17 protein-coding genes are annotated in these 20,347 nt (G+C 73.1%); 10 read left to right on the top strand and 7 right to left on the bottom strand.

Translation table 11 applies throughout. The annotated features are described in order from the left end of the window. Positions 1 to 19: 19 nt before the first annotated feature. The 3 genes from OG906_RS23555 to OG906_RS23545 all read right to left on the bottom strand — a co-directional run bounded on the left by OG906_RS23555 (position 20) and on the right by OG906_RS23545 (position 3,219). Positions 20 to 1,102: a prenyltransferase gene (locus OG906_RS23555; RefSeq protein ID WP_329445542.1), complete on the bottom strand. Its 1,083-nt coding sequence runs from the start codon at positions 1,100 to 1,102 to the stop codon at positions 20 to 22. Further along, on the bottom strand, positions 1,099 to 1,833 hold the full coding sequence (locus OG906_RS23550; RefSeq protein ID WP_329445540.1) for a class I SAM-dependent methyltransferase: 735 nt from the start codon (positions 1,831 to 1,833) through the stop codon (positions 1,099 to 1,101). Before OG906_RS23550 ends, OG906_RS23555 begins: the two co-directional genes overlap by 4 nt. Before the next feature lie 72 nt (positions 1,834 to 1,905). Continuing rightward, positions 1,906 to 3,219 (bottom strand): glycosyltransferase family 4 protein, encoded by a 1,314-nt coding sequence (locus OG906_RS23545; RefSeq protein ID WP_329445538.1) that lies wholly within the window; start codon positions 3,217 to 3,219, stop codon positions 1,906 to 1,908. A gap of 227 nt (positions 3,220 to 3,446) precedes the next feature. On the opposite strand from OG906_RS23545, the gene OG906_RS23540 reads away from it, so the two are divergent. Beyond that, on the top strand, positions 3,447 to 4,130 hold the full coding sequence (locus OG906_RS23540; protein ID WP_329445536.1) for a TetR family transcriptional regulator: 684 nt from the start codon (positions 3,447 to 3,449) through the stop codon (positions 4,128 to 4,130). A gap of 36 nt (positions 4,131 to 4,166) precedes the next feature. Here OG906_RS23540 and OG906_RS23535 read toward each other — a convergent pair whose 3' ends face one another. Next, on the bottom strand, positions 4,167 to 4,400 hold the full coding sequence (locus OG906_RS23535) for a ferredoxin (RefSeq protein WP_329445534.1): 234 nt from the start codon (positions 4,398 to 4,400) through the stop codon (positions 4,167 to 4,169). Next, positions 4,400 to 5,881: an aldehyde dehydrogenase gene (locus tag OG906_RS23530; RefSeq protein WP_329445532.1), complete on the bottom strand. Its 1,482-nt coding sequence runs from the start codon at positions 5,879 to 5,881 to the stop codon at positions 4,400 to 4,402. The genes OG906_RS23535 and OG906_RS23530 overlap by 1 nt, the downstream gene beginning before the upstream one ends. Positions 5,882 to 6,110: 229 nt before the next feature. On the opposite strand from OG906_RS23530, the gene OG906_RS23525 reads away from it, so the two are divergent. From OG906_RS23525 to OG906_RS23495, 7 genes are all read left to right on the top strand, one after another. Continuing rightward, positions 6,111 to 7,151, top strand: a complete 1,041-nt coding sequence (locus OG906_RS23525) for an MBL fold metallo-hydrolase (RefSeq protein ID WP_329445530.1) — start codon at positions 6,111 to 6,113, stop codon at positions 7,149 to 7,151. A 395-nt stretch (positions 7,152 to 7,546) separates the two neighbouring features. Beyond that, on the top strand, positions 7,547 to 8,797 hold the full coding sequence (locus OG906_RS23520; protein ID WP_329445528.1) for a prenyltransferase/squalene oxidase repeat-containing protein: 1,251 nt from the start codon (positions 7,547 to 7,549) through the stop codon (positions 8,795 to 8,797). Continuing rightward, complete coding sequence (locus tag OG906_RS23515; protein WP_329445526.1) at positions 8,797 to 9,492, top strand: SCO2322 family protein; 696 nt, start codon at positions 8,797 to 8,799, stop codon at positions 9,490 to 9,492. The genes OG906_RS23520 and OG906_RS23515 overlap by 1 nt, the downstream gene beginning before the upstream one ends. After that, the gene (locus tag OG906_RS23510; RefSeq protein WP_329445524.1) at positions 9,489 to 10,766 is read left to right on the top strand and encodes an energy-coupling factor transporter transmembrane component T; all 1,278 of its coding nucleotides are present in this window, start codon (positions 9,489 to 9,491) and stop codon (positions 10,764 to 10,766) included. Before OG906_RS23515 ends, OG906_RS23510 begins: the two co-directional genes overlap by 4 nt. Beyond that, positions 10,763 to 12,676: an ABC transporter ATP-binding protein gene (locus tag OG906_RS23505; RefSeq protein ID WP_329445522.1), complete on the top strand. Its 1,914-nt coding sequence runs from the start codon at positions 10,763 to 10,765 to the stop codon at positions 12,674 to 12,676. The genes OG906_RS23510 and OG906_RS23505 overlap by 4 nt, the downstream gene beginning before the upstream one ends. A 149-nt stretch (positions 12,677 to 12,825) precedes the next feature. Continuing rightward, positions 12,826 to 13,611, top strand: a complete 786-nt coding sequence (locus OG906_RS23500; RefSeq protein WP_329448110.1) for an ECF transporter S component — start codon at positions 12,826 to 12,828, stop codon at positions 13,609 to 13,611. A 387-nt stretch (positions 13,612 to 13,998) separates the two neighbouring features. Continuing rightward, positions 13,999 to 14,403: a transglycosylase SLT domain-containing protein gene (locus tag OG906_RS23495; protein WP_267826564.1), complete on the top strand. Its 405-nt coding sequence runs from the start codon at positions 13,999 to 14,001 to the stop codon at positions 14,401 to 14,403. A 237-nt stretch (positions 14,404 to 14,640) separates the two neighbouring features. On the opposite strand, the gene OG906_RS23490 is transcribed toward OG906_RS23495, so the two are convergent. Beyond that, positions 14,641 to 15,810: a steroid 3-ketoacyl-CoA thiolase gene (locus OG906_RS23490; RefSeq protein ID WP_329445520.1), complete on the bottom strand. Its 1,170-nt coding sequence runs from the start codon at positions 15,808 to 15,810 to the stop codon at positions 14,641 to 14,643. A 241-nt stretch (positions 15,811 to 16,051) separates the two neighbouring features. On the opposite strand from OG906_RS23490, the gene OG906_RS23485 reads away from it, so the two are divergent. Both OG906_RS23485 and OG906_RS23480 read left to right on the top strand, forming a co-directional pair. Next, a complete protein-coding gene (locus OG906_RS23485; RefSeq protein WP_329445518.1) occupies positions 16,052 to 17,296 on the top strand; it encodes a cytochrome P450 in 1,245 nt (414 codons plus the stop codon). Between the two features lie 193 nt (positions 17,297 to 17,489). Then, complete coding sequence (locus OG906_RS23480) at positions 17,490 to 17,855, top strand: DUF6193 family natural product biosynthesis protein (RefSeq protein WP_267802207.1); 366 nt, start codon at positions 17,490 to 17,492, stop codon at positions 17,853 to 17,855. Between the two features lie 428 nt (positions 17,856 to 18,283). Here the strand turns inward: OG906_RS23480 and OG906_RS23475 are convergent, their stop codons facing one another. Next, positions 18,284 to 20,326, bottom strand: a complete 2,043-nt coding sequence (locus OG906_RS23475) for a bifunctional glycosyltransferase 87/phosphatase PAP2 family protein (protein ID WP_443067409.1) — start codon at positions 20,324 to 20,326, stop codon at positions 18,284 to 18,286. Between the last annotated feature and the right edge of the window lie 21 nt (positions 20,327 to 20,347).

Below are 20,347 nucleotides of genomic sequence, written 5' to 3'. Positions count from 1 at the left end.
GCCCGCGGGCCCCACACGCTCAACCGCAGCAGTCCGGCTCAAGCCCCCGCGGCAGGTTCAGCCCGCCGAAGACCTCGCCCGTCGCCTCGTCCCCGCCCAACGCGGCGACGGCCAACAACAACGAGCCCGCCGTCCACGTGGTCTGCTCGACCGGCCACACCGCCCGGTCCACGAACTCGTACCCCGTCCAGTACATGCCGTTGTCGGCCCGCAGGTGCCCGATCGACCGCAGGATCTCCAACGCCCGGTCGGACTCCCCCAACGCCCAGAGCGCGAGGGCCAGTTCACAGGACTCCCCGCCCGTGACCCACGGGTTCGGCAGCACGCACCGCACCCCGAGGTCCGGGACGACGAACTCCGCCCACCGCTCCTCGATGCGCGCCGTCGCCTCCGGCCCGGTCAACGCACCGCCCAGCACCGGGTAGTACCAGTCCATCGAGTAGCGGGACTTGTCCAGGAACCGCTCCGGGTGCCGTCGGATGGCGTGCCCCAGCGCGCCCGCCGCCAACTCCCAGTCCGGCTGCGGGTCCTCGCGGTGCTCCGCGATGGCGAGCGCGCACCGCAGCGCCTGATGGATCGACGAGGACCCGGTCAGCAGCGCGTCGGTGACGGCCGCGCCGTCCGCCTCCCGCTTCCAACCGATCTCGCCGCCCGGCTGCTGGAGCCCCAGCACGAACTCCACCGCCGCGTACACGGCCGGCCACATCCGGTCCAGGAAGGGATCGTCGCCGGTCGCCAGGTAGTGGTGCCAGACGCCCACCGCGATGTACGCGACGAAGTTCGACTCGCGGCTCGCGTCCTGCGGGGCGGAGGTGTCCACGCCCTCCGGCCGGTCGGCGTAGGCCGCGAACCAGGAACCGTCCTCGTTCTGGTGCCGAGCCAGCCACGCGTACGCCCGCTCCGCCGCCTCGTGCTCGCCCGCCACGTCCAACGCCATCGCGGCCTCGGTGTGGTCCCACGGATCGAGGTGGTGCCCGCGGAACCACGGGATCGCCCCGTCCGCCCGCTGCGCCGCGAGGATGCCCGCGACGGTCCCGGCCGCCTGCTCGGCGGTCAACACGCCGTCCAGGACCAGGTGTTCGGTACGACCGGGGGACGTCACTTCGCCGCGTCCACGGGCAGGTGCGGCTTCGTCGCGTACGCCACGAAGCTCTTGCCGATCACCGGGTTCAGGGCCTGCTCCGCGAGGCGCGTGGCCAGCGGCTTCTTCATGATGTCCCAGACCAGCAGCTTGTGGTACGCCTTCACCGGCAGCGCCTTGTCGTTGTCGACGCCGAACGCGCACTTCAGCCACCAGTACGGGGAGTGCAGCCCGTGCGCGTGGTGCGTGCCGTACGGCTTGAGGCCCGCGGCCTCCATCTTGCCGATCAGCTCGTCCGCCTTGTAGATGCGGATGTGGCCGCCCTCGACCTCGTGGTAGGCGTCGCTGAGCGCCCAACAGATCTTCTCCGGGCCGTACCGCGGCACCGTGATCGCGATCCGGCCGCCCGGCTTGAGGACCCGCACCATCTCGGCGAGCACGCCCTTGTCGTCGGGGATGTGCTCCATCACCTCGGAGATGATCACGACGTCGAAGGACTCGTCGGGGAACGGCAGGGCCAGCGCGTCGCCCTCCATGGCGGTGGCGGTGGCGCCGGCCGGTGCCTCGCCGGCCTCCTTCATCGCGGCGAACCACTTGGCGACCTCGCGGATCTCCTCGCCGTTGCGGTCCACGGCGACCACCTGCGCACCGCGCCGGTAGCACTCGAAGGCGTGCCGACCTGCGCCGCAGCCCAGATCGAGCACGCGGTCGCCTGCGGCGAGCGGGAACCGGGAGAAATCGACGGTCAGCACGGGGTCCTGCCTTCGCGGTCGCGGGGGTCTACGGGGTGGAACTCGGAACGGGGATGACTCATCGGCGAGGCGTCAGCGCGCACGACGCGTACGGGCGGCCTGCTCGATGGCGGCCCGGTAGTGCACCACGGTTCCCTCGGCGGCCTTGGCCCAGGTGAACCGGGTCAGGACTCTGTCGCGCCCGGCGGCGCCGAGCCGCTCGCGCAGCGGGGCGTCACCCAACAGCCGGCCCAGCGCGGCGGCGAGCGCGCCCGCGTCACCGGGCGGCACCGCCAGACAGGTCTCCCCGTCGGGCCCCGTCACCTCGGGGATCGCCCCGCCGGTGGTCGCGACCAGCGGGGTGCCGGTGGCCATGGCCTCGGCCGCCGGGAGCGAGAAGCCCTCGTACAGCGAGGGCACGCAGGCCACCTGCGCGCTGCGCACCAGGTCGACGAGCTCGGCGTCCGTGATGCCCTTGACGAAGCGGACCGCGTCCTGGAGTCCGTACGTGGCGATCGCGCGGGCGACCGGCCCCTCCTCGGCGCGCCGGCCCACGACCACGAGGTGCGCGTCGGGCTGCTCCGTGCGGAGCTTCGCGAGCGCCTCCACCAGGTGGACGAGGCCCTTCAGCGGCACGTCGGCGCTGGACGTCGTCACGATCCGCCCGGGCACCTCGGCCACGGACGCGTCGGGCGACCACAGGTCGGTGTCGGCGCCGATGTGCACCACGTGGATGCGCTCGCCCCGGACGCCCAGGTGCTCGGCGATCTCGACCTGCGAGGAACCCGACACGGTCAGCACGGACGGCAGCCGGCGGGCCACCCGGCCCTGCATGCGCGTGAACCCGTACCAGCGGCGCACCGAGAGCCGCTTCTTGCGGTTCTTGGCGGCGGCCAGGTCCAACGTGCGGTCCACGGTGATCGGGTGGTGGATCGTCGTCACCAGCGGCGCGCCGAGGTCCCCGAGCAATCCGTACCCGAGCGTCTGGTTGTCGTGGATGACGTCGAACTCACCGGCGCGCGCGGCCAGGTGCCGGCGCGCGCGCAGCGAGAAGGTCAGCGGCTCGGGGAAGCCGCCGGTCCACATGGTGGCGACTTCGAGGGCGTCGATCCAGTCCCGGTACTCCGCCCGTTCGGGCGTACGGAACGGGTCGGGGCTGCGGTAGAGGTCCAGGCTCGGCAGCTCGGTCAGCGTGGCCCCGGTGTCGAGCACCGGGTAGGGCTGGGCGCCGATGACCTCGACGGAGTGGCCGAGCCGGACGAGTTCCCGCGAAAGGTGGCGGACGTAGACGCCCTGGCCGCCGCAGAACGGGTTCCCCTTGTAGGTGAGGAGTGCGATGCGCAACGGGCGGTCACCTTCGGTGGCGGAACTCGCGAAAGGGCTCGTCACCACGGCCTCTGCGGTCACTCTCGGCCCCCTTCTCCCTGCACTTTCGCCGGAGCGTAACCGCTCGGATAATGTAGAACAAGTTTCAGACTTGATCCGTCTGAGAGCATTGAATCTACCGGCCGGAAACCTCACCGTAAGAGGCGGAGCAGGTGATTCACGCCACGACTCCGACGCCTGACACGCCGGCCCCGGATCAGCCCCGGAACCGCCGGCGCGACAACACTGAACGCCTTGGAACGGGACAGATGACAGCGGAAGCGAAGGCCGTGACCACACCGGCGTCCCCGCCCCTGACGGAGCGCCAGGAGGCGCGCCGACGCCGCATCCTGCACGCCAGCGCCCAGCTGGCCGGCCGGGGCGGTTTCGACGCGGTCCAGATGCGGGAGGTCGCCGAGGCGGCCGGCGTGGCGCTCGGGACCCTGTACCGGTACTTCCCGTCCAAGGTGCACCTGTTGGTCGCCACCATGCAGGACCAGCTCCAGCACATGCACACCACGCTCCGCAAGCGCCCCCCGGCGGGCGACGACCCGGCGGCCCGGGTCGCGGAGACCCTGATGGGCGCCTTCCGGGCCCTCCAGCGCGAACCGCACCTCGCCGACGCGATGGTGCGCGCCCTCACGTTCGCCGACCGGAGCGTGAGCCCCGAGGTGGACACGGTGTCGCGGCTGACCACGGCGATCATCCTGGACGCGATGGGCCTGGACGCCCCGCCGACGGCGGAACAGCTGTCGGCGGTGCGCGTGATCGAGCACACCTGGCACTCGGCGCTGATCACCTGGCTGTCGGGCCGCGCCTCGATCGCCCAGGTCAAGATCGACATCGAGACGGTCTGCCGCCTGATCGACCTGACGACGCCGGCCCCGACCTCCACGCCGACCCCCACGCCGGCTCCGTCCAAGGCGCGCTCCAAGGCCGCGGGAAAGTCCTGATCCTGACGTAGGGGCGGCGGGGCGGGGCCGGCCCGCCTACTCCTCCGGCGGAAACACCGCCTCCCCGCTGCCCAGCAGGGTGATCGTGATCGCCTCGACGGGGCAGCCCTCGGCCGCCGTCAGGACCGGTTCGTTCGCGTCCGTCTCGGGGGCCGCCGGGTGGGACTGGCGCGCCGAGTCGAGGAAGAAGCCGGCCGGGGCGTGGTTCACGCACATGCCGGAGCCGATGCAGACGCTCCGGTCCACCTCCACCTGCCAGCGGTCCCCCATCAGGCGTCCGTTCCCGGGGCGGCCGGCGGCTGGTAGCCGGCGGGCAGGTGGATCATCTTGTGTTCCAGGTACTCGCTCAGTCCCTCGGGGCCGAACTCCCGCCCGACGCCGCTGTTCTTGTAGCCGCCGAACGGTCCCAGCATGTCCAGGCTGAAGGTGTTGACGTTGAAGGTGCCGGTGCGCACCCCGCGCGCGAAGTCGATGCCGCGCTCCACGTCGCCCGTCCAGACGCTGCCGCTGAGTCCGAACTCGGAGTCGTCGGCGATCCGCGCGGCCTCGGCCTCGTCGCCGTAGGGGATCAGGCAGACCACGGGCCCGAAGATCTCCTCGCGCGCGATGCGCATGGAGTTGTCGACGTCGCCGAACAGGGTGGGTTCGACGTACCAGCCCTGGTCCAGGCCGGCGGGGCGACCGCCGCCGACGAGGATCTTCGCGCCCTCCTCCTGTCCGATCCGGATGTAGTCCAGCGAGCGCTGTTGCTGACGGCGGGCCACGAGCGGTCCGAGCTGGGTCGCCGGGTCCAGGGGGTCGCCGACCACCAGCGCGCCGGCGGCGGCGGCGAGGGCCTCGGCGACCTCCGCGTACCGGGCGCGCGGGGCGAGGACGCGGGTCTGGGCGACGCAGGCCTGACCGTTGTTCATCCAGGCCGCCGGGACGATGCCGGCGATGGTGGTCTCCAGGTCGGCGTCCGGGAGGATCACGGCGGCGGACTTGCCGCCGAGTTCGAGGGTGACCCGGGTGAGGTTGCGGGAGGCGACCTCCATGACGCGCCGGCCGGCGGCCACCGATCCGGTGAAGGCGACCTTGTCGATGCCGGGGTGCCCGACGAGGTACTCGCTGACCTCCCGGTCGGCGGGCAGGATCGACAGCACGCCCTCGGGCAGCCCGGCCTCGCGCACGATGTCGGCGAGGATGTAGGAGTCCAGCGGGGACTCCGGCGAGGGCTTGAGGATCACCGCGGAGCCGGTCAGCAGCGCGGGTGCCAGTTTGGCGGCGGCGACGAACTGCGGGACGTTCCAGGGGATGACGGCGGCGACCACGCCGACCGGCTCCCGGCGGACCAGAATGGGTCCGAGCACGCCCTGGCGGTGCTCCTCGTAGGCGTAGTCGCGGGCCACCGTGATCGCGGCGTCGTAGACCATCATCGGGCCCAGCGCCTGGGCGAGGACGGACCAGGAGTACGGGGATCCGTTCTGGGAGCTGATGGACCGGGCGATCTCCTCGTGCCGCACCGCGATGGCGTCCTTGACGCGCGCGACGACCGCGATCCGCTCGTCGAGGGACATCCGGGGCCAGGGGCCCTCGTCGAACGCCTTGCGCGCGACGGCGACGGCGCGGTCGACGTCCGCCGTGGTGGCGTGCGGGACGCTGCCGATGACCTGGCCGGTGTGCGGGGAGACGACCCGGATGATGTCGGTGCCCAGCGGGTCCGTCCACTCCCCGCCGATGAACAGTTGTCCGTGTTCCACGAGCTCGGTCATGGCTGAGGCCTCCTGCGGCTACCTGCGGCGTGACGTTCCAGAACTGATACCAGTTCTAGTTCCAGGAGTCCACGGCCAGGACGGAACCGCGGAGAAGATCCACCGCGCATCCGACGGGTAGCCAGAAACCCGAAGAGATGGTCGACTTGGGCGACTACTGGAACAAGTTCTCTTTATCGTGTCCGGGCGGACGCACGACCACCGGACAGCCGGCAGACAGGGAGCCCTCGTGACACCTCAGGTCACCGACCACGGCGGAGGCGTGTGGGGCATCAAGGTCCCCATCCCCGACAACCCCCTCGGGCACACCCTCGTCCACGTCCTCGACACCGACCGCGGCCCGGTCCTCGTCGACACCGGCTGGGACGACCCGGAGTCCTGGGACACCCTCGTCGCCGGCCTCGACGCCCTCGGCATCGCGATCGCCGACGTCCACGGCGTGGTCATCACCCACCACCACCCCGACCACCACGGCCTGTCCGGCCGGGTCCGGGAGACATCGGGCGCCTGGATCGCCATGCACGCAGCCGACACCGAGGTCGTCGTGCGGACCCGCTCCGCCGAACCGGGCGTCTGGTTCGACTACATGAGCGAGAAACTGGCCGTCGCCGGCGCTCCCGAGGAGCACATCGCCCCCCTGCGCGCGGCCCGCGCGAGCGGCCGGCTGCGGACCCTGCCGGGCCTGCACGCGGCCGTCCCCGACCGGGAGATCGTCCCGGGCGAACTGCTGCCCCTCGCCGGGCGGCGACTGCGGGCGATCTGGACGCCGGGCCACACCCCCGGCCACGTCTGCCTCCACCTGGAGGAGGCCCACCCCGCGGGCCTGCCCGGCAACGGCCGGCTGTTCTCGGGCGACCACCTGCTGCCGGGCATCTCCCCGCACATCGGCCTGTACGAGGACCCCTCCGAGCACCGGGTCACCGACCCCCTCGGCGATTACCTCGACTCCCTCGAACGCGTCGGCCGGCTGGAGCCCGCCGAGGTCCTGCCGGCCCACCAGCACCCCTTCACCGACGCCCCGGCCCGCGTGCGCGAGCTGCTGGACCACCACGAGGAGCGACTCACCGGGCTGTGGGGGCTCCTCGCCACCCCCCTGACCCCGTGGGAGCTGGCGGAGCGGATGGAGTGGAACCGTCCCTGGGAGCAGATCCCGTACGGCTCCCGGAACATCGCCGTCTCCGAGGCGGAGGCGCATCTGCGGCGGCTGGTGAAACAGGGCCGGGCGGAGCCGGTACCGGGCAGCGACCCGGTGACGTACCGGGCCCTGTGAACGGGGAGCCGTGAACGGGGAGCCGTGAACGGGGCGTGGTGAACGGGCGCGGTGGACCGGGGGCGTGGACCGGGCGCCGTGGGCCGGGGGCGTGGGCCGGGCTCGGTAAGGGGCGCAGGGCCCCACGCCCCGGTCACCGACACCTACGGGCCGGTAGAGTGGGCCCGTCGTCCACACTTCCGTACGGGGGGAAGCCGGTGCGAATCCGGCGCTGACCCGCAACCGTGACCCACCCCCGCGACATCGGGGCGGGGAGCCGGAATGCCCTGTACCGGAGTGCGCGGCTCGTGCCGCCGGGTCTTCCGGTGGCCGGCACCGTCGAGGTAAACGGAGCCGGAGCCCGGTACCCGCGCGTGCCTGCCTCCGTTCCCCAGCACGAGAGGCACCCGCCCCACATGAACGTACGACGCAGCGCCGCCGCGCTCGCCGCCTCCGCCGTGCTCTGCGCGGGTGCCGCCCCCGCGGCCCTCGCCGCGCCCTCCCCTTCCCCGGCGCCGGTCGTCCCCTCGGGTCTGTTCGGCAAGGGCGACCCGACGTACGACGGCGTGTGGCGCCAGTCGTTCGCGCTGCTCGCCCAGCGGACCGTCGGCGAGCAGCCGGCCGCGCAGGCCGTGGACTGGCTCGTCGGCCAGCAGTGCGCCGACGGCGGGTTCGCCTCCTTCCGCGCCGACGCCTCGAAGGCCTGCGACGCGAAGACCGTGCTCGACACCAACGCCACCGCGGTGGCCGTGCAGGCGCTGGCGGCGCTGGGCGGCCACGACGCCGCGGTGAAGAAGGGCGTGGACTGGCTGAAGTCCGTCCAGAACGAGGACGGCGGCTGGGCGTACGTCCCCGGCTCCCCCAGCGAGGGCAGCTCCACCTCCGTCGTCATCAGCGCGCTGGCCGTGGCGGGCGAGAAGCCCGCCGACGTGAAGTCGAAGGCGGGCAAGTCCGCGTACGACGGCCTGCTCTCCTTCCAGCTGGGCTGCTCCGCCGAGCCGGCCGCCGACCGGGGCGCCTTCGGGTACCAGCCGGCCGACGGCAAGCTCGCGGCGAACGCCGACGCGACCGCCGCCGCGACGCTGGCCGCGCTCGGCAAGGGCGCGGTCGTCGCCCCGGCCGGTACGGACACCCCGGCCGCCGCGCTCGCCTGCCCGGCGACCGCCGGCGACCCGACGGCCGCCGCCCAGGGCGCGGCCGGGAACCTCGCCGAGGCCCTGAAGAAGGACGGCCACCTCACCGCCGTCACCCCGGGCGCCGACCAGCCCACCCCGGACACCGGCAACACCGCCGACGCGGTGATCGCCCTGGCCGCGGCCGGCCACAAGCAGTCGGCGGCCGGCGCGCTGGAGTGGCTGAAGGCCAACTCGGCGGAGTGGTCCAAGGGCAACCCGGCGGCCCTGGGCACCCTGATCCTCACCGCGCACGCCACGGGCACCGACCCGAAGGCCTTCGGGTCCACCGACCTGGTCGCCGCGCTGAACGCGACGGGCCCGGCGCCGCGGTCGGCGACCCCGACGGCGCAGGCCTCCGAGGACGCCGACAAGAAGAAGGACGACGAGGGCTCCGGCAACGGGAACCTCTGGTGGATCATCGGCGCGGGCGCCGCGGCCGGCATGGGCATCGGCATCCTGCTGAGCGGCCGCCGGAAGAAGAACCAGATCTGATGCGCGGGCTGCCCGCTCGCCGGTTCCCGGCCCTCGCCCTCGCCTTCGGCGTCCTCCTCGTGCTGTTCGCCTCCGCCCCGGCGATGGCGTCGAGCTACCGCTACTGGTCGTTCTGGGACGGCGGTGCGAACGGTTCCTGGTCGTACGCCACCCAGGGCCCCTCGACGGCGCGCCCGGCGGACGGCTCGGTACAGGGGTTCCGCTTCGGCGTGAGCAAGGACGCCGGGGACCAGTCCGGGCGGCCCCGCGCCGACGCCGACTTCGACGCCGTCTGCTCCGCGACCCCCGCGGAGCAGGGCCGCAAGCGGGTGGCCCTGGTCATCGACTTCGGGCTCCCCGCGGAGGCCCCTTCGGGCGAGACCCCGCCCGGGGACGCGCCGCGCACGGCCTGCGCCCGGGTGGCGCCGGACGCCACGTCGGCGGAGGCCCTGGCGGCGGTCGCGAAGCCGCTGCGCTACAACGGCGCCGCGCTGCTGTGCGGGATCTCGGGTTACCCGCGGCAGGGCTGCGGCGAGCCGATCGCCGACGACACCGGGCACAAGCCGTCGGCGTCCTCTTCCTCCGCCTCCGCCCCGTCCTCGGCATCGTCCTCGGGCGGCTCCGGTGGGCCCTCGGCGGGTCTCGTCGTGGGCGTCGTGGCGGTGGCCGCGCTGGCCGCGGCCGGCGTCTGGCAGTCCCGCCGCCGCGCCCGATGACGGAGCCGGCGCGCAGGCCCGGTACCGCGTCCGACACCGGTCCGGCGGCCACGTCCGCCTCCGTCGACGTGTCGGGGACCGTCCACGGCGCGGCGGTCGGCGACGTGACACCGCCCGGGCGGAGCCGCCTCGCGGCGGCGAAGACCGACCCGCACGGGCCCGTGTACAAGAAGAGGCGGCACCTGGCCCCCGAGGCACGTCGCGGGAACGCCCTGCACGCGGGGGCCTGGTGGCTGTGGGCCCTCGGGCTGGCCACGGCCGCCTCCCGGACGACCAATCCCCTCCTCCTCGGCCTGATCGTCGGCGTCGCCGGCTACGTGGTCGCCGCCCGCCGGACCTCGGCGCCGTGGGCGCGCTCGTACGGGGCGTTCGTCAAGCTCGGCCTGTTCGTCATCGGCCTGCGCCTGGTCTTCTCCATGCTGCTCGGCTCCCCGCTGCCCGGCTCGCACACCCTCTTCATGCTGCCGGAGGTTCCCCTGCCGGCCTGGGCGCAGGGCATCCGCTTCGGCGGCAGGGTGACGGCCGAGCAGCTGGTCTTCGCCTTCTACGACGGCGCGAAGCTGGCCACCCTCCTCATCTGCGTGGGCGCCGCCAACGCCCTCGCCAATCCGGCCCGGCTGCTGAAGTCCCTGCCGGCCGCCCTGTACGAGGCGGGGGTCGCCGTGGTCGTCGCCATGACGTTCGCGCCGAACATGGTTGCGGACGTGGTGCGGCTGCGGACCGCCCGCCGGCTGCGCGGCCGGCCCACCGGCGGTGTCAAGGCCGTCCTCCAGATCGGTCTGCCGGTCCTGGAGGGCGCGCTGGAGCGTTCGGTGGCGGTGGCCGCCTCGATGGACGCGCGCGGGTACGGGCGCACGGCGCGGGTTCCGCCCGCGGTCCGGCACACCACCAACGCGCTCACCCTCGGCGGGCTCCTCGGCATGTGCGCGGGCACGTACGGGCTGCTCGCGGCGGAGGGCGCCGCGTTCGGCCTGCCCCTGCTCCTCGTCGGCCTGGTGCTGGCCCTGGCGGGCCTGCGCCTGGGCGGCCGGCGCAGCGTCCGCACCCGGTACCGGCCCGATCGCTGGGGCGCGCGGGCCTGGCTGGTCGCCGGGTCGGGGGCGGCGGTCGCGGGCCTGTTGATCTACGCGGGCACCCGGGACCCGGAGGCGCTGCGCCCGGGGGTCGTGCCCCTGGTCGCGCCCACGCTCCCGCTGTGGCCGGCGGCCGCGATCCTCATCGGCCTGCTTCCCGCCTTCGTGGCACCCGTTCCGCCGAAGGAGGCGTCGCAGTGATCCGTTTCGAGCAGGTGTCGGTGACCTACGAGGGAGCCGCCGGACCGGCGCTGCGCGGCGCGGACTTCGTCGTGCCGGAAGGGGAGCTGACCTTGCTGGTCGGCCCGTCCGGTGTCGGCAAGTCGACTCTTCTGGGGGCGGTCTCCGGGCTGGTCCCGCACTTCACGGGCGGCCGGCTGAGCGGCCGGGTCACGGTCGCGGGGCGCGACACCCGTACGCACAAGCCGCGCGAGCTCGCCGACGTGGTGGGCACGGTCGGCCAGGATCCGATGGCCCACTTCGTGACGGACGTGGTGGAGGACGAGCTGGCCTACGGCATGGAGTCGCTGGGGCTCCCGCCCGCGGTGATGCGCCGCCGGGTCGAGGAGACCCTCGATCTGCTGGGCCTCAACGAACTCCGCGACCGTCCCATCGCCACCCTCTCCGGCGGGCAGCAGCAGCGGGTCGCGATCGGCTCCGTGCTGACCCCGCACCCGCGCGTGCTGGTCCTGGACGAACCCACCTCGGCGCTGGACCCGGCGGCGGCCGAGGAGGTCCTGGCGGTGCTCCAGCGGCTGGTGCACGACCTGGGCACCACGGTGCTCATGGCGGAACACCGCCTGGAGCGGGTGGTCCAGTACGCGGACCGGTTGCTGCTCCTGCCGTCGCCGGGCGCGGCCCCGGTCATGGGGAGCCCGGCGGAAATCATGGCGGTCTCCCCGGTGCACCCCCCGGTGATCTCCCTGGGCCGACTCGCGGGCTGGTCCCCCCTGCCCCTGTCGGTCCGCGACGCCCGCCGGCTGGCCGGCCCGCTGCGGTCCCGCCTGCCGCAGGACGCGGCGACGGATCCCGTCCCGGTGGCGTGCGCGGCGGGGGTCCGGACGCCGCCCGAGCCCGCGAAGGGGCCGGGTGCGGCGGGTGGGCCGAGGCGCCCCCAGGGCTCCCCCGGCCGCCTGGCCCGGCTGCTGCGCCGCACCCCGCCCGCGCCCGCTGCCGGCGCCGGCGCCGGTGTCGGTGCCGGTGTCGGTGTCGGTGCCGGTGTCGGTGTCGGCGTCGGTGCCACGACGGCTGCGACGGCCACGGCCGCAGGTGTGTCCGTACGCCGGGGCCGGGCCGAGGTACTCCACGGGATCGACCTCACGATCGCCCCCGGCGAGACCGTGGCCCTCATGGGCCGCAACGGCGCCGGCAAGTCCACCCTGCTCGCGACCCTCGTCGGCACGATCGAGCCGACCACCGGCACGGTGCTCGTGGGCGGCCGCATCCCGCGCCGCACCCCGCCGCCGGAGATGGTCCGCCACGTCGGGCTGGTCCCGCAGGACCCCCGGGACCTCCTCTACGCCGACACGGTCGCCGCCGAGTGCGCGGCCGCCGACTCCGACGCGGGCGCGGCGCCCGGCACCTGCCGGGACCTGGTGACGGCCCTGCTGCCCGACGTCCCCGACGACACCCATCCACGGGACCTCTCCGAGGGGCAGCGTCTCGCGCTGGCCCTGGCCCTGGTGCTGACCGGCGAACCCGCCCTGTTGCTGCTCGACGAGCCCACCCGCGGCCTGGACTACGCCGCCAAGGCCCGGCTGATCGGGATCCTGCGCTCGCTCGCCGGCGCGGGGCACGCCGTCGTCCTGGCCACGCACGACGTGGAACTCGCCGCCGAGCTGGCGCACCGGGTGGTGATCCTGGCCGGTGGGGAGATCGTCGCGGACGGTCCGACGGCCGAGGTCGTGGTCTCCTCCCCCGCCTTCGCCCCGCAGGTGGCCAAGATCCTGGCGCCGGGGCGGTGGCTCACGGTGTCCCAGGTCGCGCGGGCCCTCTCCGATGACGGTGAGGGTGAGGGTGACGTGAACGGGGACGGGGACGGGGACGGGGACGGGGACGGGGACAGCGTCGCAGGCGCCGGCGACGACATGGCCGGGGGTCTCGCCCCGTGAGCACCACGCGCACTCCCCGCACCACCGACCCGGCCGATCCGGCCGATCCGGCCGGCTCGACCGATCCCGTCGGCCCCGTCGGCCCGGTCCGCCCCGTCGACGGCACCACGCGGTCCACCCGGTCCGCCCGGTCCGCCCGCCCGGTCCGCATCGGGCCGCGTGCCGCCGTCGCCCTGGTCCTGGTCACCCTGATCGGCATCGTCGCGTTCGGCTGGCCGCTGCTCGCCGACCGGCAGTCGGGGTTGGCCCACTCCCAGGACGCCCCGTGGCTCTTCGCGGCGCTGCTGCCCCTCCTCGTCGCGGTGGTCGTGGCGACGATCGCCGACAACGGCATGGACGCCAAGGCCGTCGCGATGCTCGGCGTGCTGGCCGCCGTCGGAGCGGCGCTCAGACCGCTGGGCGCGGGCACGGCGGGCCTGGAGCCGATGTTCTTCCTGATGGTGTTGAGCGGCCGGGTGCTGGGGCCCGGCTTCGGCTTCGTCCTGGGCTCGGTGACGATGTTCGCGTCCGCCCTGCTCACGGGTGGGGTCGGGCCGTGGATGCCGTTCCAGATGCTGGCGCTGGGCTGGTTCTCGCTGGGGGCGGGTCTGCTGCCCGGTCCGGACCGGATCCGGGGCCGGGTGGAGCTGGGGATGCTCGCGGCGTACGGGTTCGTGGGGTCGTTCGCGTACGGCACGATCATGAACCTCCAGGGGTGGGTGATCCTCCAGGGCATGGGGCAGGGCGTCTCCTTCCACCCGGGGGACCCGGTGCCGGAGAACCTGGCGCGGTTCGTCGCGTACTGCCTGGCGACCTCGCTGGGCTGGGATCTGGGGCGGGCGGCGCTGACCCTCGTACTGACCCTCACCCTCGGCGCCACCCTGCTGAAGGCCCTCCGGCGGGCGACGCGGAAAGCCGCCTTCGATGCCCCGATTTCCTTTGATTCAGGGGTTTAGTCCGTTTCCGACCCCCTCCCCGAGAGGGGTACGGGTGACCACGGACGGTGAGATTCGAGGCCCTGGCCGGTGACCCGCCCCACAGGACGCAGGTCACATACGAAAGGGACTAGTAGCCCTCAAGGGTCCCGTATCACCCCCTTCGGACCCGCCCCGACCTGCGTGAAGGCCGCTCGGGGCGAAGGGGGGTCGAAACACCCCGCCTGCGAGGGCCGCTAGTAAGAGGGGTCGTTGCCAGGCCGTCGGGGCGTCTGTAGAACTGGATGAGTCGCAAGGCGGCAGGGGTACTTCACCCCCCGCCGACGAACCCCTCTCCGCTGCGTGAGTGGCTCACGCACGTCTTCGGCGTGCCTGCGGCCGTCCCCGTCCCCTACGGAAGGCCATTCCGTGTCCAACACCGTCATCCGCCGCATCACCGCCTCCAAGAAGGCCATCGCCGGTTCCGTGCTCGCCCTCGGCGTCGCCGGTTCCATGCTCGCCACGGTCCCGGCCCAGGCGGCCCCGATGAACGCCAAGTCCATCGCGCAGCAGATGATCAAGGACCCGGCCCAGTTCGCAGCCTTCTCCAAGATCGTCTCCCACGAGAGCGGCTGGAACCACACCGCCACGAACTCCTCCTCCGGCGCGTACGGCCTGGTCCAGGCGCTGCCGGCGTCGAAGATGGCTTCGGCGGGCGCGGACTGGAAGACCAACCCGGCGACCCAGATCAAGTGGGGCCTGGACTACATGAACTCCCGCTACGGCAGCCCCGTCGGCGCCTGGAACTTCTGGCAGTCCCACCACTGGTACTAAGCCGACCAGTGGCAGCGGACACGGCAGGACCCGCCCGCGAGGCGACGCACGACTTCCCGCCCACGAGGCGACGAGAACACCCCCCGCGTGGCAACGCGGAATCCGCCCACAAGGCGGTGACAGACATGCGAAGGCCCCGGTGGCCGGCCTCCCCAGGTCCGGTCGTCGGGGCCTTCGGCTTCCCATCCCACTGGGTCCGAGACCGCTCGCGCGGTGGTGGTGGTGCGGACGCGGCCGTTACAGCCGCTGGATGATCGTGCCGGTGGCCAGCGCCCCGCCCGCGCACATGGTGATCAGCGCGAACTCCTTGTCGCGCCGTTCCAGCTCGTGGAGCGCGGTGGTGATCAGTCGGGCGCCGGTGGCGCCGACGGGGTGGCCGAGCGCGATGCCGCCGCCGTTCACGTTGACCTTCTCCAGATTCTGGTCGAAGACCCGCGCCCAGCTGAGGACGACGGAGGCGAAGGCCTCGTTGATCTCCACGAGGTCGATGTCCCGGAGGGACATCCCGGCCTTGCCCAGCACGGCCCGTGTCGCGTCGATCGGTCCGTCCAGGTGGTAGTGCGGGTCCGCGCCGACCAGCGTCTGCGCCACGATCCGGGCGCGCGGCTTGAGTTTCAGCGCGCGGGCCATCTTGCGCGAGGCCCACATCACGGCCGCGGCCCCGTCGGAGATCTGCGAGGAGTTCCCGGCGGTGTGCACGGCGGTCGGCATGACCGGCTTGAGTCGGGCGAGGCCCTCCATGGAGGTGTCCCGCAGTCCCTCGTCACGGTCGACCAGCCGCCACATGCCCTGACCCGCGGCCTGTTCCGCCTCGGTGGTCGGCACCTGCACGGCGAACGTCTCGCGCTTGAAGCGCTCCTCGGCCCAGGCGGTGGCCGCCCGCTCCTGGGAGAGCACGCCCAGCGTGTCGACGTCCTCGCGGGTCAGTCCCCGGTGGCGGGCGATGCGCTCGGCGGCCTCGAACTGGTTCGGGAGGTCGACGTTCCACTCGTCGGGGAAGGGCTTGCCGGGACCGTGCTTGGAGCCGGAGCCGAGCGGGACCCGGCTCATGGCCTCGACCCCGCAGGCGATGCCGATGTCCATGACCCCGCCGGAGATCATGTTGGCCACCATGTGATTGGCCTGTTGGGAGCTGCCGCACTGACAGTCCACGGTGGTCGCGGCGGTCTCGTAGGGCAGGCCCATGGCCAGCCAGGCGTTGCGGGCGGGGTTCATCGACTGCTCGCCGGCGTGGGTGACGGTGCCGCCGACGATCTGTTCGACGCAGTCGGGCTGGATTCCGGTACGGGCGAGGAGTTCGCGGTAGGTCTCACCGAGCAGGTAGGCGGGATGAAGGTTGGCGAGCGCGCCCCCGCGCTTTCCGATGGGGGTGCGTACGGCTTCGACGATGACGGGTTCCGCGGCCATGAGCTCGTCCTCTCCTGCACGGTACCGGCGCGGCGGGCCGTCCCGGCGCCCCGCCCTGAACTAGTACGCGTTCTAGTTCCATCCGCAGTCTTATGACCTGGAGGCCCGGCACGCAAGGGTCTTGCACGCGGCTCCACGGATTCCACACGCAACAGTTGGCGCCGGAGCCCTTGTCTCTTCTGGAACTCGTTATTACCTTCGAGCCAACTTCTGATGGGCCGTCAGACCTTGGAGTCGCCCGATGCCCTGCCCCGCGCTGCCCGAAGGCTTCGACGCCACCGACCCCGATCTCCTCCAGGACCGGGTCCCCCTCCCGGAGTTCGCACAGCTCCGGCAGACCGCCCCCGTCTGGTGGTGCCCGCAGCGGCGGGGCATCACCGGTTTCGACGACGAGGGCTACTGGGCCGTGACGCGGCACGCGGACGTCAAGTACGTCTCCACGCACCCCGAGTTGTTCTCCTCGACCACGAACACGGCGATCATCCGCTTCAACGAGCACATCGCGCGCGAACAGATCGATGCCCAGCGCCTGATCATGTTGAACATGGATCCGCCGGAACACACCCGCGTCCGCCAGATCGTGCAGCGCGGATTCACCCCGCGGGCGATCCGCGGCCTGGAAGGGGCCCTGCGGGACCGGGCGCGGAAGATCGTCGAGGAGGCGGTGGCCGCCTCCTCGGACGGCAGCTTCGACTTCGTGACGCAGGTGGCGTGCGAACTCCCCCTCCAGGCGATCGCCGAACTGATCGGCGTACCGCAGGAGGACCGGCTCCGGATCTTCGACTGGTCGAACAAGATGATCGCCTACGACGACCCCGAGTACGCGATCACCGAGGAGGTCGGCTCGAACGCGGCCATGGAACTCATCGGCTACGCGATGAACCTGTCGGCGGCACGCAAGGAGTGTCCCGCCAAGGACATCGTCACGCAGCTGGTCGCGGCCGAGGGACAGGGCAACCTGGGCTCCGACGAGTTCGGCTTCTTCGTGCTGCTGCTCGCGGTCGCGGGCAACGAGACCACGCGCAACGCCATCAGCCACGGCATGCACGCCTTCCTCACCCACCCCGAGCAGTGGGAGCTGTACAAGGCGACGCGGCCGGCCACGGCGGCGGAGGAGATCGTGCGCTGGGCCACCCCGGTGGTGTCCTTCCAACGGACCGCCACCCAGGACACCGAACTGGGCGGCCAGAAGATCAAGGCGGGCGACCGGGTGGGGATGTTCTACTCCTCCGCCAACCACGACCCCGAGGTCTTCGAGAACCCGGACGCCTTCGACATCACCCGCGACCCCAACCCCCACCTGGGCTTCGGGGGCGGCGGCCCGCACTTCTGCCTCGGCAAGTCGCTGGCCGTCATGGAGATCGACCTGATCTTCAACGCGCTGGCCGACGCCTTGCCCGACCTGCGCCTGGCCGGCGAGGGCCCGAGGCGACTGCGCGCCGCCTGGCTCAACGGCATCAAGGAGCTCCGGGTCAGCCGCCGCTGACCCGCGACCGGGGCGGCGGGGGCCGCTCCACCCCCGCCCGGCCCCCGCCCCCTCCGGCCGTCACGTTCCGTCGCGATCCTCCGGTTGCGGCGTCCCGGCCGCGCCCTTGCGGTCGTGTCGTTCCGGTCGCGATGTTCCGGTTGTGACCTTCTCGACCGTTGTCCCGGAGCCGGTGGCGCGGCACACTGCGCGGATGAACCTTCAGGACGAACGCGAGCCCGCCGACGCCGTGGAAGCACGCTGGCAGCGGATGCCCTTGACGTGGCGGTTGATGCTCGACCGCGCCGACTCCAAGACCATGGGTCAGGGCGTCCTGGCGCTGATAGAAGCGGCCTCCAAGGAGCCGAGACTCAGACGGCTGTACCCGTTCACCAGCCATTGGACCCTGTGGTTCAGCTCCCGTACGAGCCCCCCGTTCAACGTGGGCGTGCCGGCGGTCGAGCCGCTGGCCGACGGCCGGTTCCGGGTGCGCGGCCCCCGCATGACGAACGTGATCGGCGAGGCCGACACCGCCGAGGCGGCCATCGCCCTCGTGGTGGCCCAACTCCCCCCGGACTAGGTCCTGTCGTCAAAGTGGCGCCGGTAGGGCCCGCGGTGCCCGGTGCCGTGCATCGCAAGGCGCAGCGGCGCCCGTGTACGGGACGTACTCGGGTGCCCCGACAACGCGGCGAGGTGCGGTACCGGGCGCCGCGGGCCAGGCGAAACTTTGACGACAGGGCCTAGTGCGCCTCTTCCGGATCCTTGCGGGCCCGCGACGGCCGCCGCCGCACCTCGCCGCGTTATCGGGTTCGCCCCGGTACGTCCGGTGCCGTGAGGGGCCGTCGAGTGGCGGGAGCGCCGTACCGGGCGGATCCTGGACGGACGCGGCGATCCACCGAAGGGGTGCCGGAGCGGGGTCGAGACCGCTCCGGCACCCCTTCGGTCGCGCTCCCGCCCGACCGGCCCCGGTGGGGTCCGCGGGCCTCCGCGCTCCCACCGGACCCGCCGTCAGGCGGTGGTGCGCTCCCCCGCCGTGCGGGTACCGGCCTCCTGCTCGGGGGTGCGGGGCCGCGGCAACGCCCACCCGGCGTCGGGCCCGGCCTGCGCGCCGCGCGGCCCGGAGAGTACGTGGACCAGCCCGAACCCGGCGCCGACGACGAGCGCTCCGCCGACCGCGTCGAGCACCCAGTGGTTCGCGGTGGCCACGATCGCGCACACCGTGATCAGCGGGTGCAGGGCGCCCAGCAGCTTCTGCCACCCCTTCGGGGCGAGGACGACGATCACGATCCCGCACCACAGCGACCAGCCGAAGTGCAGCGAGGGCATCGCCGCGTACTGGTTGGAGATCGCGGTCATCGCCCCGTACTGCGGGTTCGCGAGGTCCTGCACCCCGTGCACGGTGTCGATGAACCCGAGGTCGGGCATCAGGCGCGGCGGTGCGAGCGGGTACAGCCAGAACCCGACGAGCGCGAGGACCGTGGCCAGCCCCAGCGAGGCGCGCGCCCACCGGTAGTCGGCGGGGCGGCGCCAGTACAGGACCGCCAGGATCCCCATGGGGACGACGAAGTGGAAGGACGTGTAGTAGAAGTCGAAGAACGCCTCCAGCCAGGGCGTGTTCACCACCGCGTGGTTGACGGCGTGCTCGATGTCGATGCCGAGCGCCTTCTCGATGCCGTGGATCCGGCTGCCGTTGGCCTCCGCGAGGTCGCGGCCGGCGGTGGCGGCGGCCCGGATGTGCGAGTAGATCGAGTAGCCGACCCGTATCAACAGCAGTTCCAGCAGCAGGTTCGGGCGGGACAGCACGCGCCGCCAGAACGGCAGCAGCGGCACCCGGGACCGGCGTGCGGCGGCGGGCCGGCCGTACGCGGTGGGCACGGGCTCGCGCCAGTACGGCGAGGAACGCGACAGGAACGGCACCGCGCACGCCGCCGCGAGGGCGGCCAGCAGCAGCACGTTGTCCCGTACGACGGCCAACGCGCCCAGGTTCGGCAGCAGCACGGTGCTCGGCAGGATCACGGCGAGCACGACGGCGACCGGCCAGACGGTGCGGTCGGCGGCCCGCCTGCCCACCTTGCCGGCGACGGCGAGCAGCACCCACAGCAGTTGGTGGCGCCAGCCCTCCGGGGCCACGGCGACGGCCACGCAGCCGGTGACGGCGACGGCGAGCAGGAGTTGGCCGTCGCGGGCGTAACGGACCGCGCGGCGCAGCCCGATCCACAGGATCGCGCCCGCGAGCGCCGCGTACAGGGCGATCTCGGCGGGCCCGCTCAACCCCAGGCGGAGCAGCGCGCCGTGCACGGACTGGTTGGCGAGGCCGTCGGGGGCGCGCCCGAGACCGGTGCCGGCGAGGTGCTCGACCCAGTACGTCCACGAGTCGCGCGGCAGCGAGGCCCAGGACAGAGCGGTCGCGCCCGCGAACGTCACGGCGGCGGCCTTGGCGGTGGGGCGGCGCCCGGTCAGCCACAACAGCGGCGCGAACAGCAGCAGTCCGGGTTGCAGCGCGGCCGCGAGACCGACGAGGAAACCGGCGGGGCGTTCGCCGGGCACCCGGAAGACGGCGAGCAACACCAACAGCACGGGCAGGACGGCGGTCTGACCCGGCGACGCGGCCTCCCGGACCGGCAGCGACACCATCATCAGCGCCACCAGCACGGGCGCGGCCGGCAACGCGGCACGCCGCGGCACCGGATCGGGCAGACCGCGCGCGGCGACCAGCCCGATCGCGGCGACGAACAGCAGGGTGACGCAGGTCCAGGCCACTTCCAGGGAGGGCGCCGCGAGACCGGCCAGCGGCTTCAGGACCAACCCCGCGAAAGGAGTACCGGTGAACCGGCCGGATCCGCTCTCGTAGAGCGAGCCCGGCGCACTGCCCGGGAGATGGAAGCCGTCGAGCCATCGCGCCGGCGGCACCCGCAACACGGCGACGGCCTGTCTGACCGCGAGCGCGCCCGCCAGCGCCCACAGCAGGAGGTGCAGGGCTCCCGGTCTGTCGCGATCGCCTATGACCCCGACATGACCGTTACCACCGCTGTGCTCTGCCGCGTTAGCCACGTCTCGCCGGCCTCCCGCCCT

The sequence above is a fragment of the Streptomyces sp. NBC_01426 genome (assembly GCF_036231985.1).
In the GTDB taxonomy this organism is placed as follows: domain Bacteria; phylum Actinomycetota; class Actinomycetes; order Streptomycetales; family Streptomycetaceae; genus Streptomyces.
The sequence above is the reverse complement of the archived record's forward strand: the minus strand, read 5'-3'. Positions and strand labels throughout refer to the sequence as shown.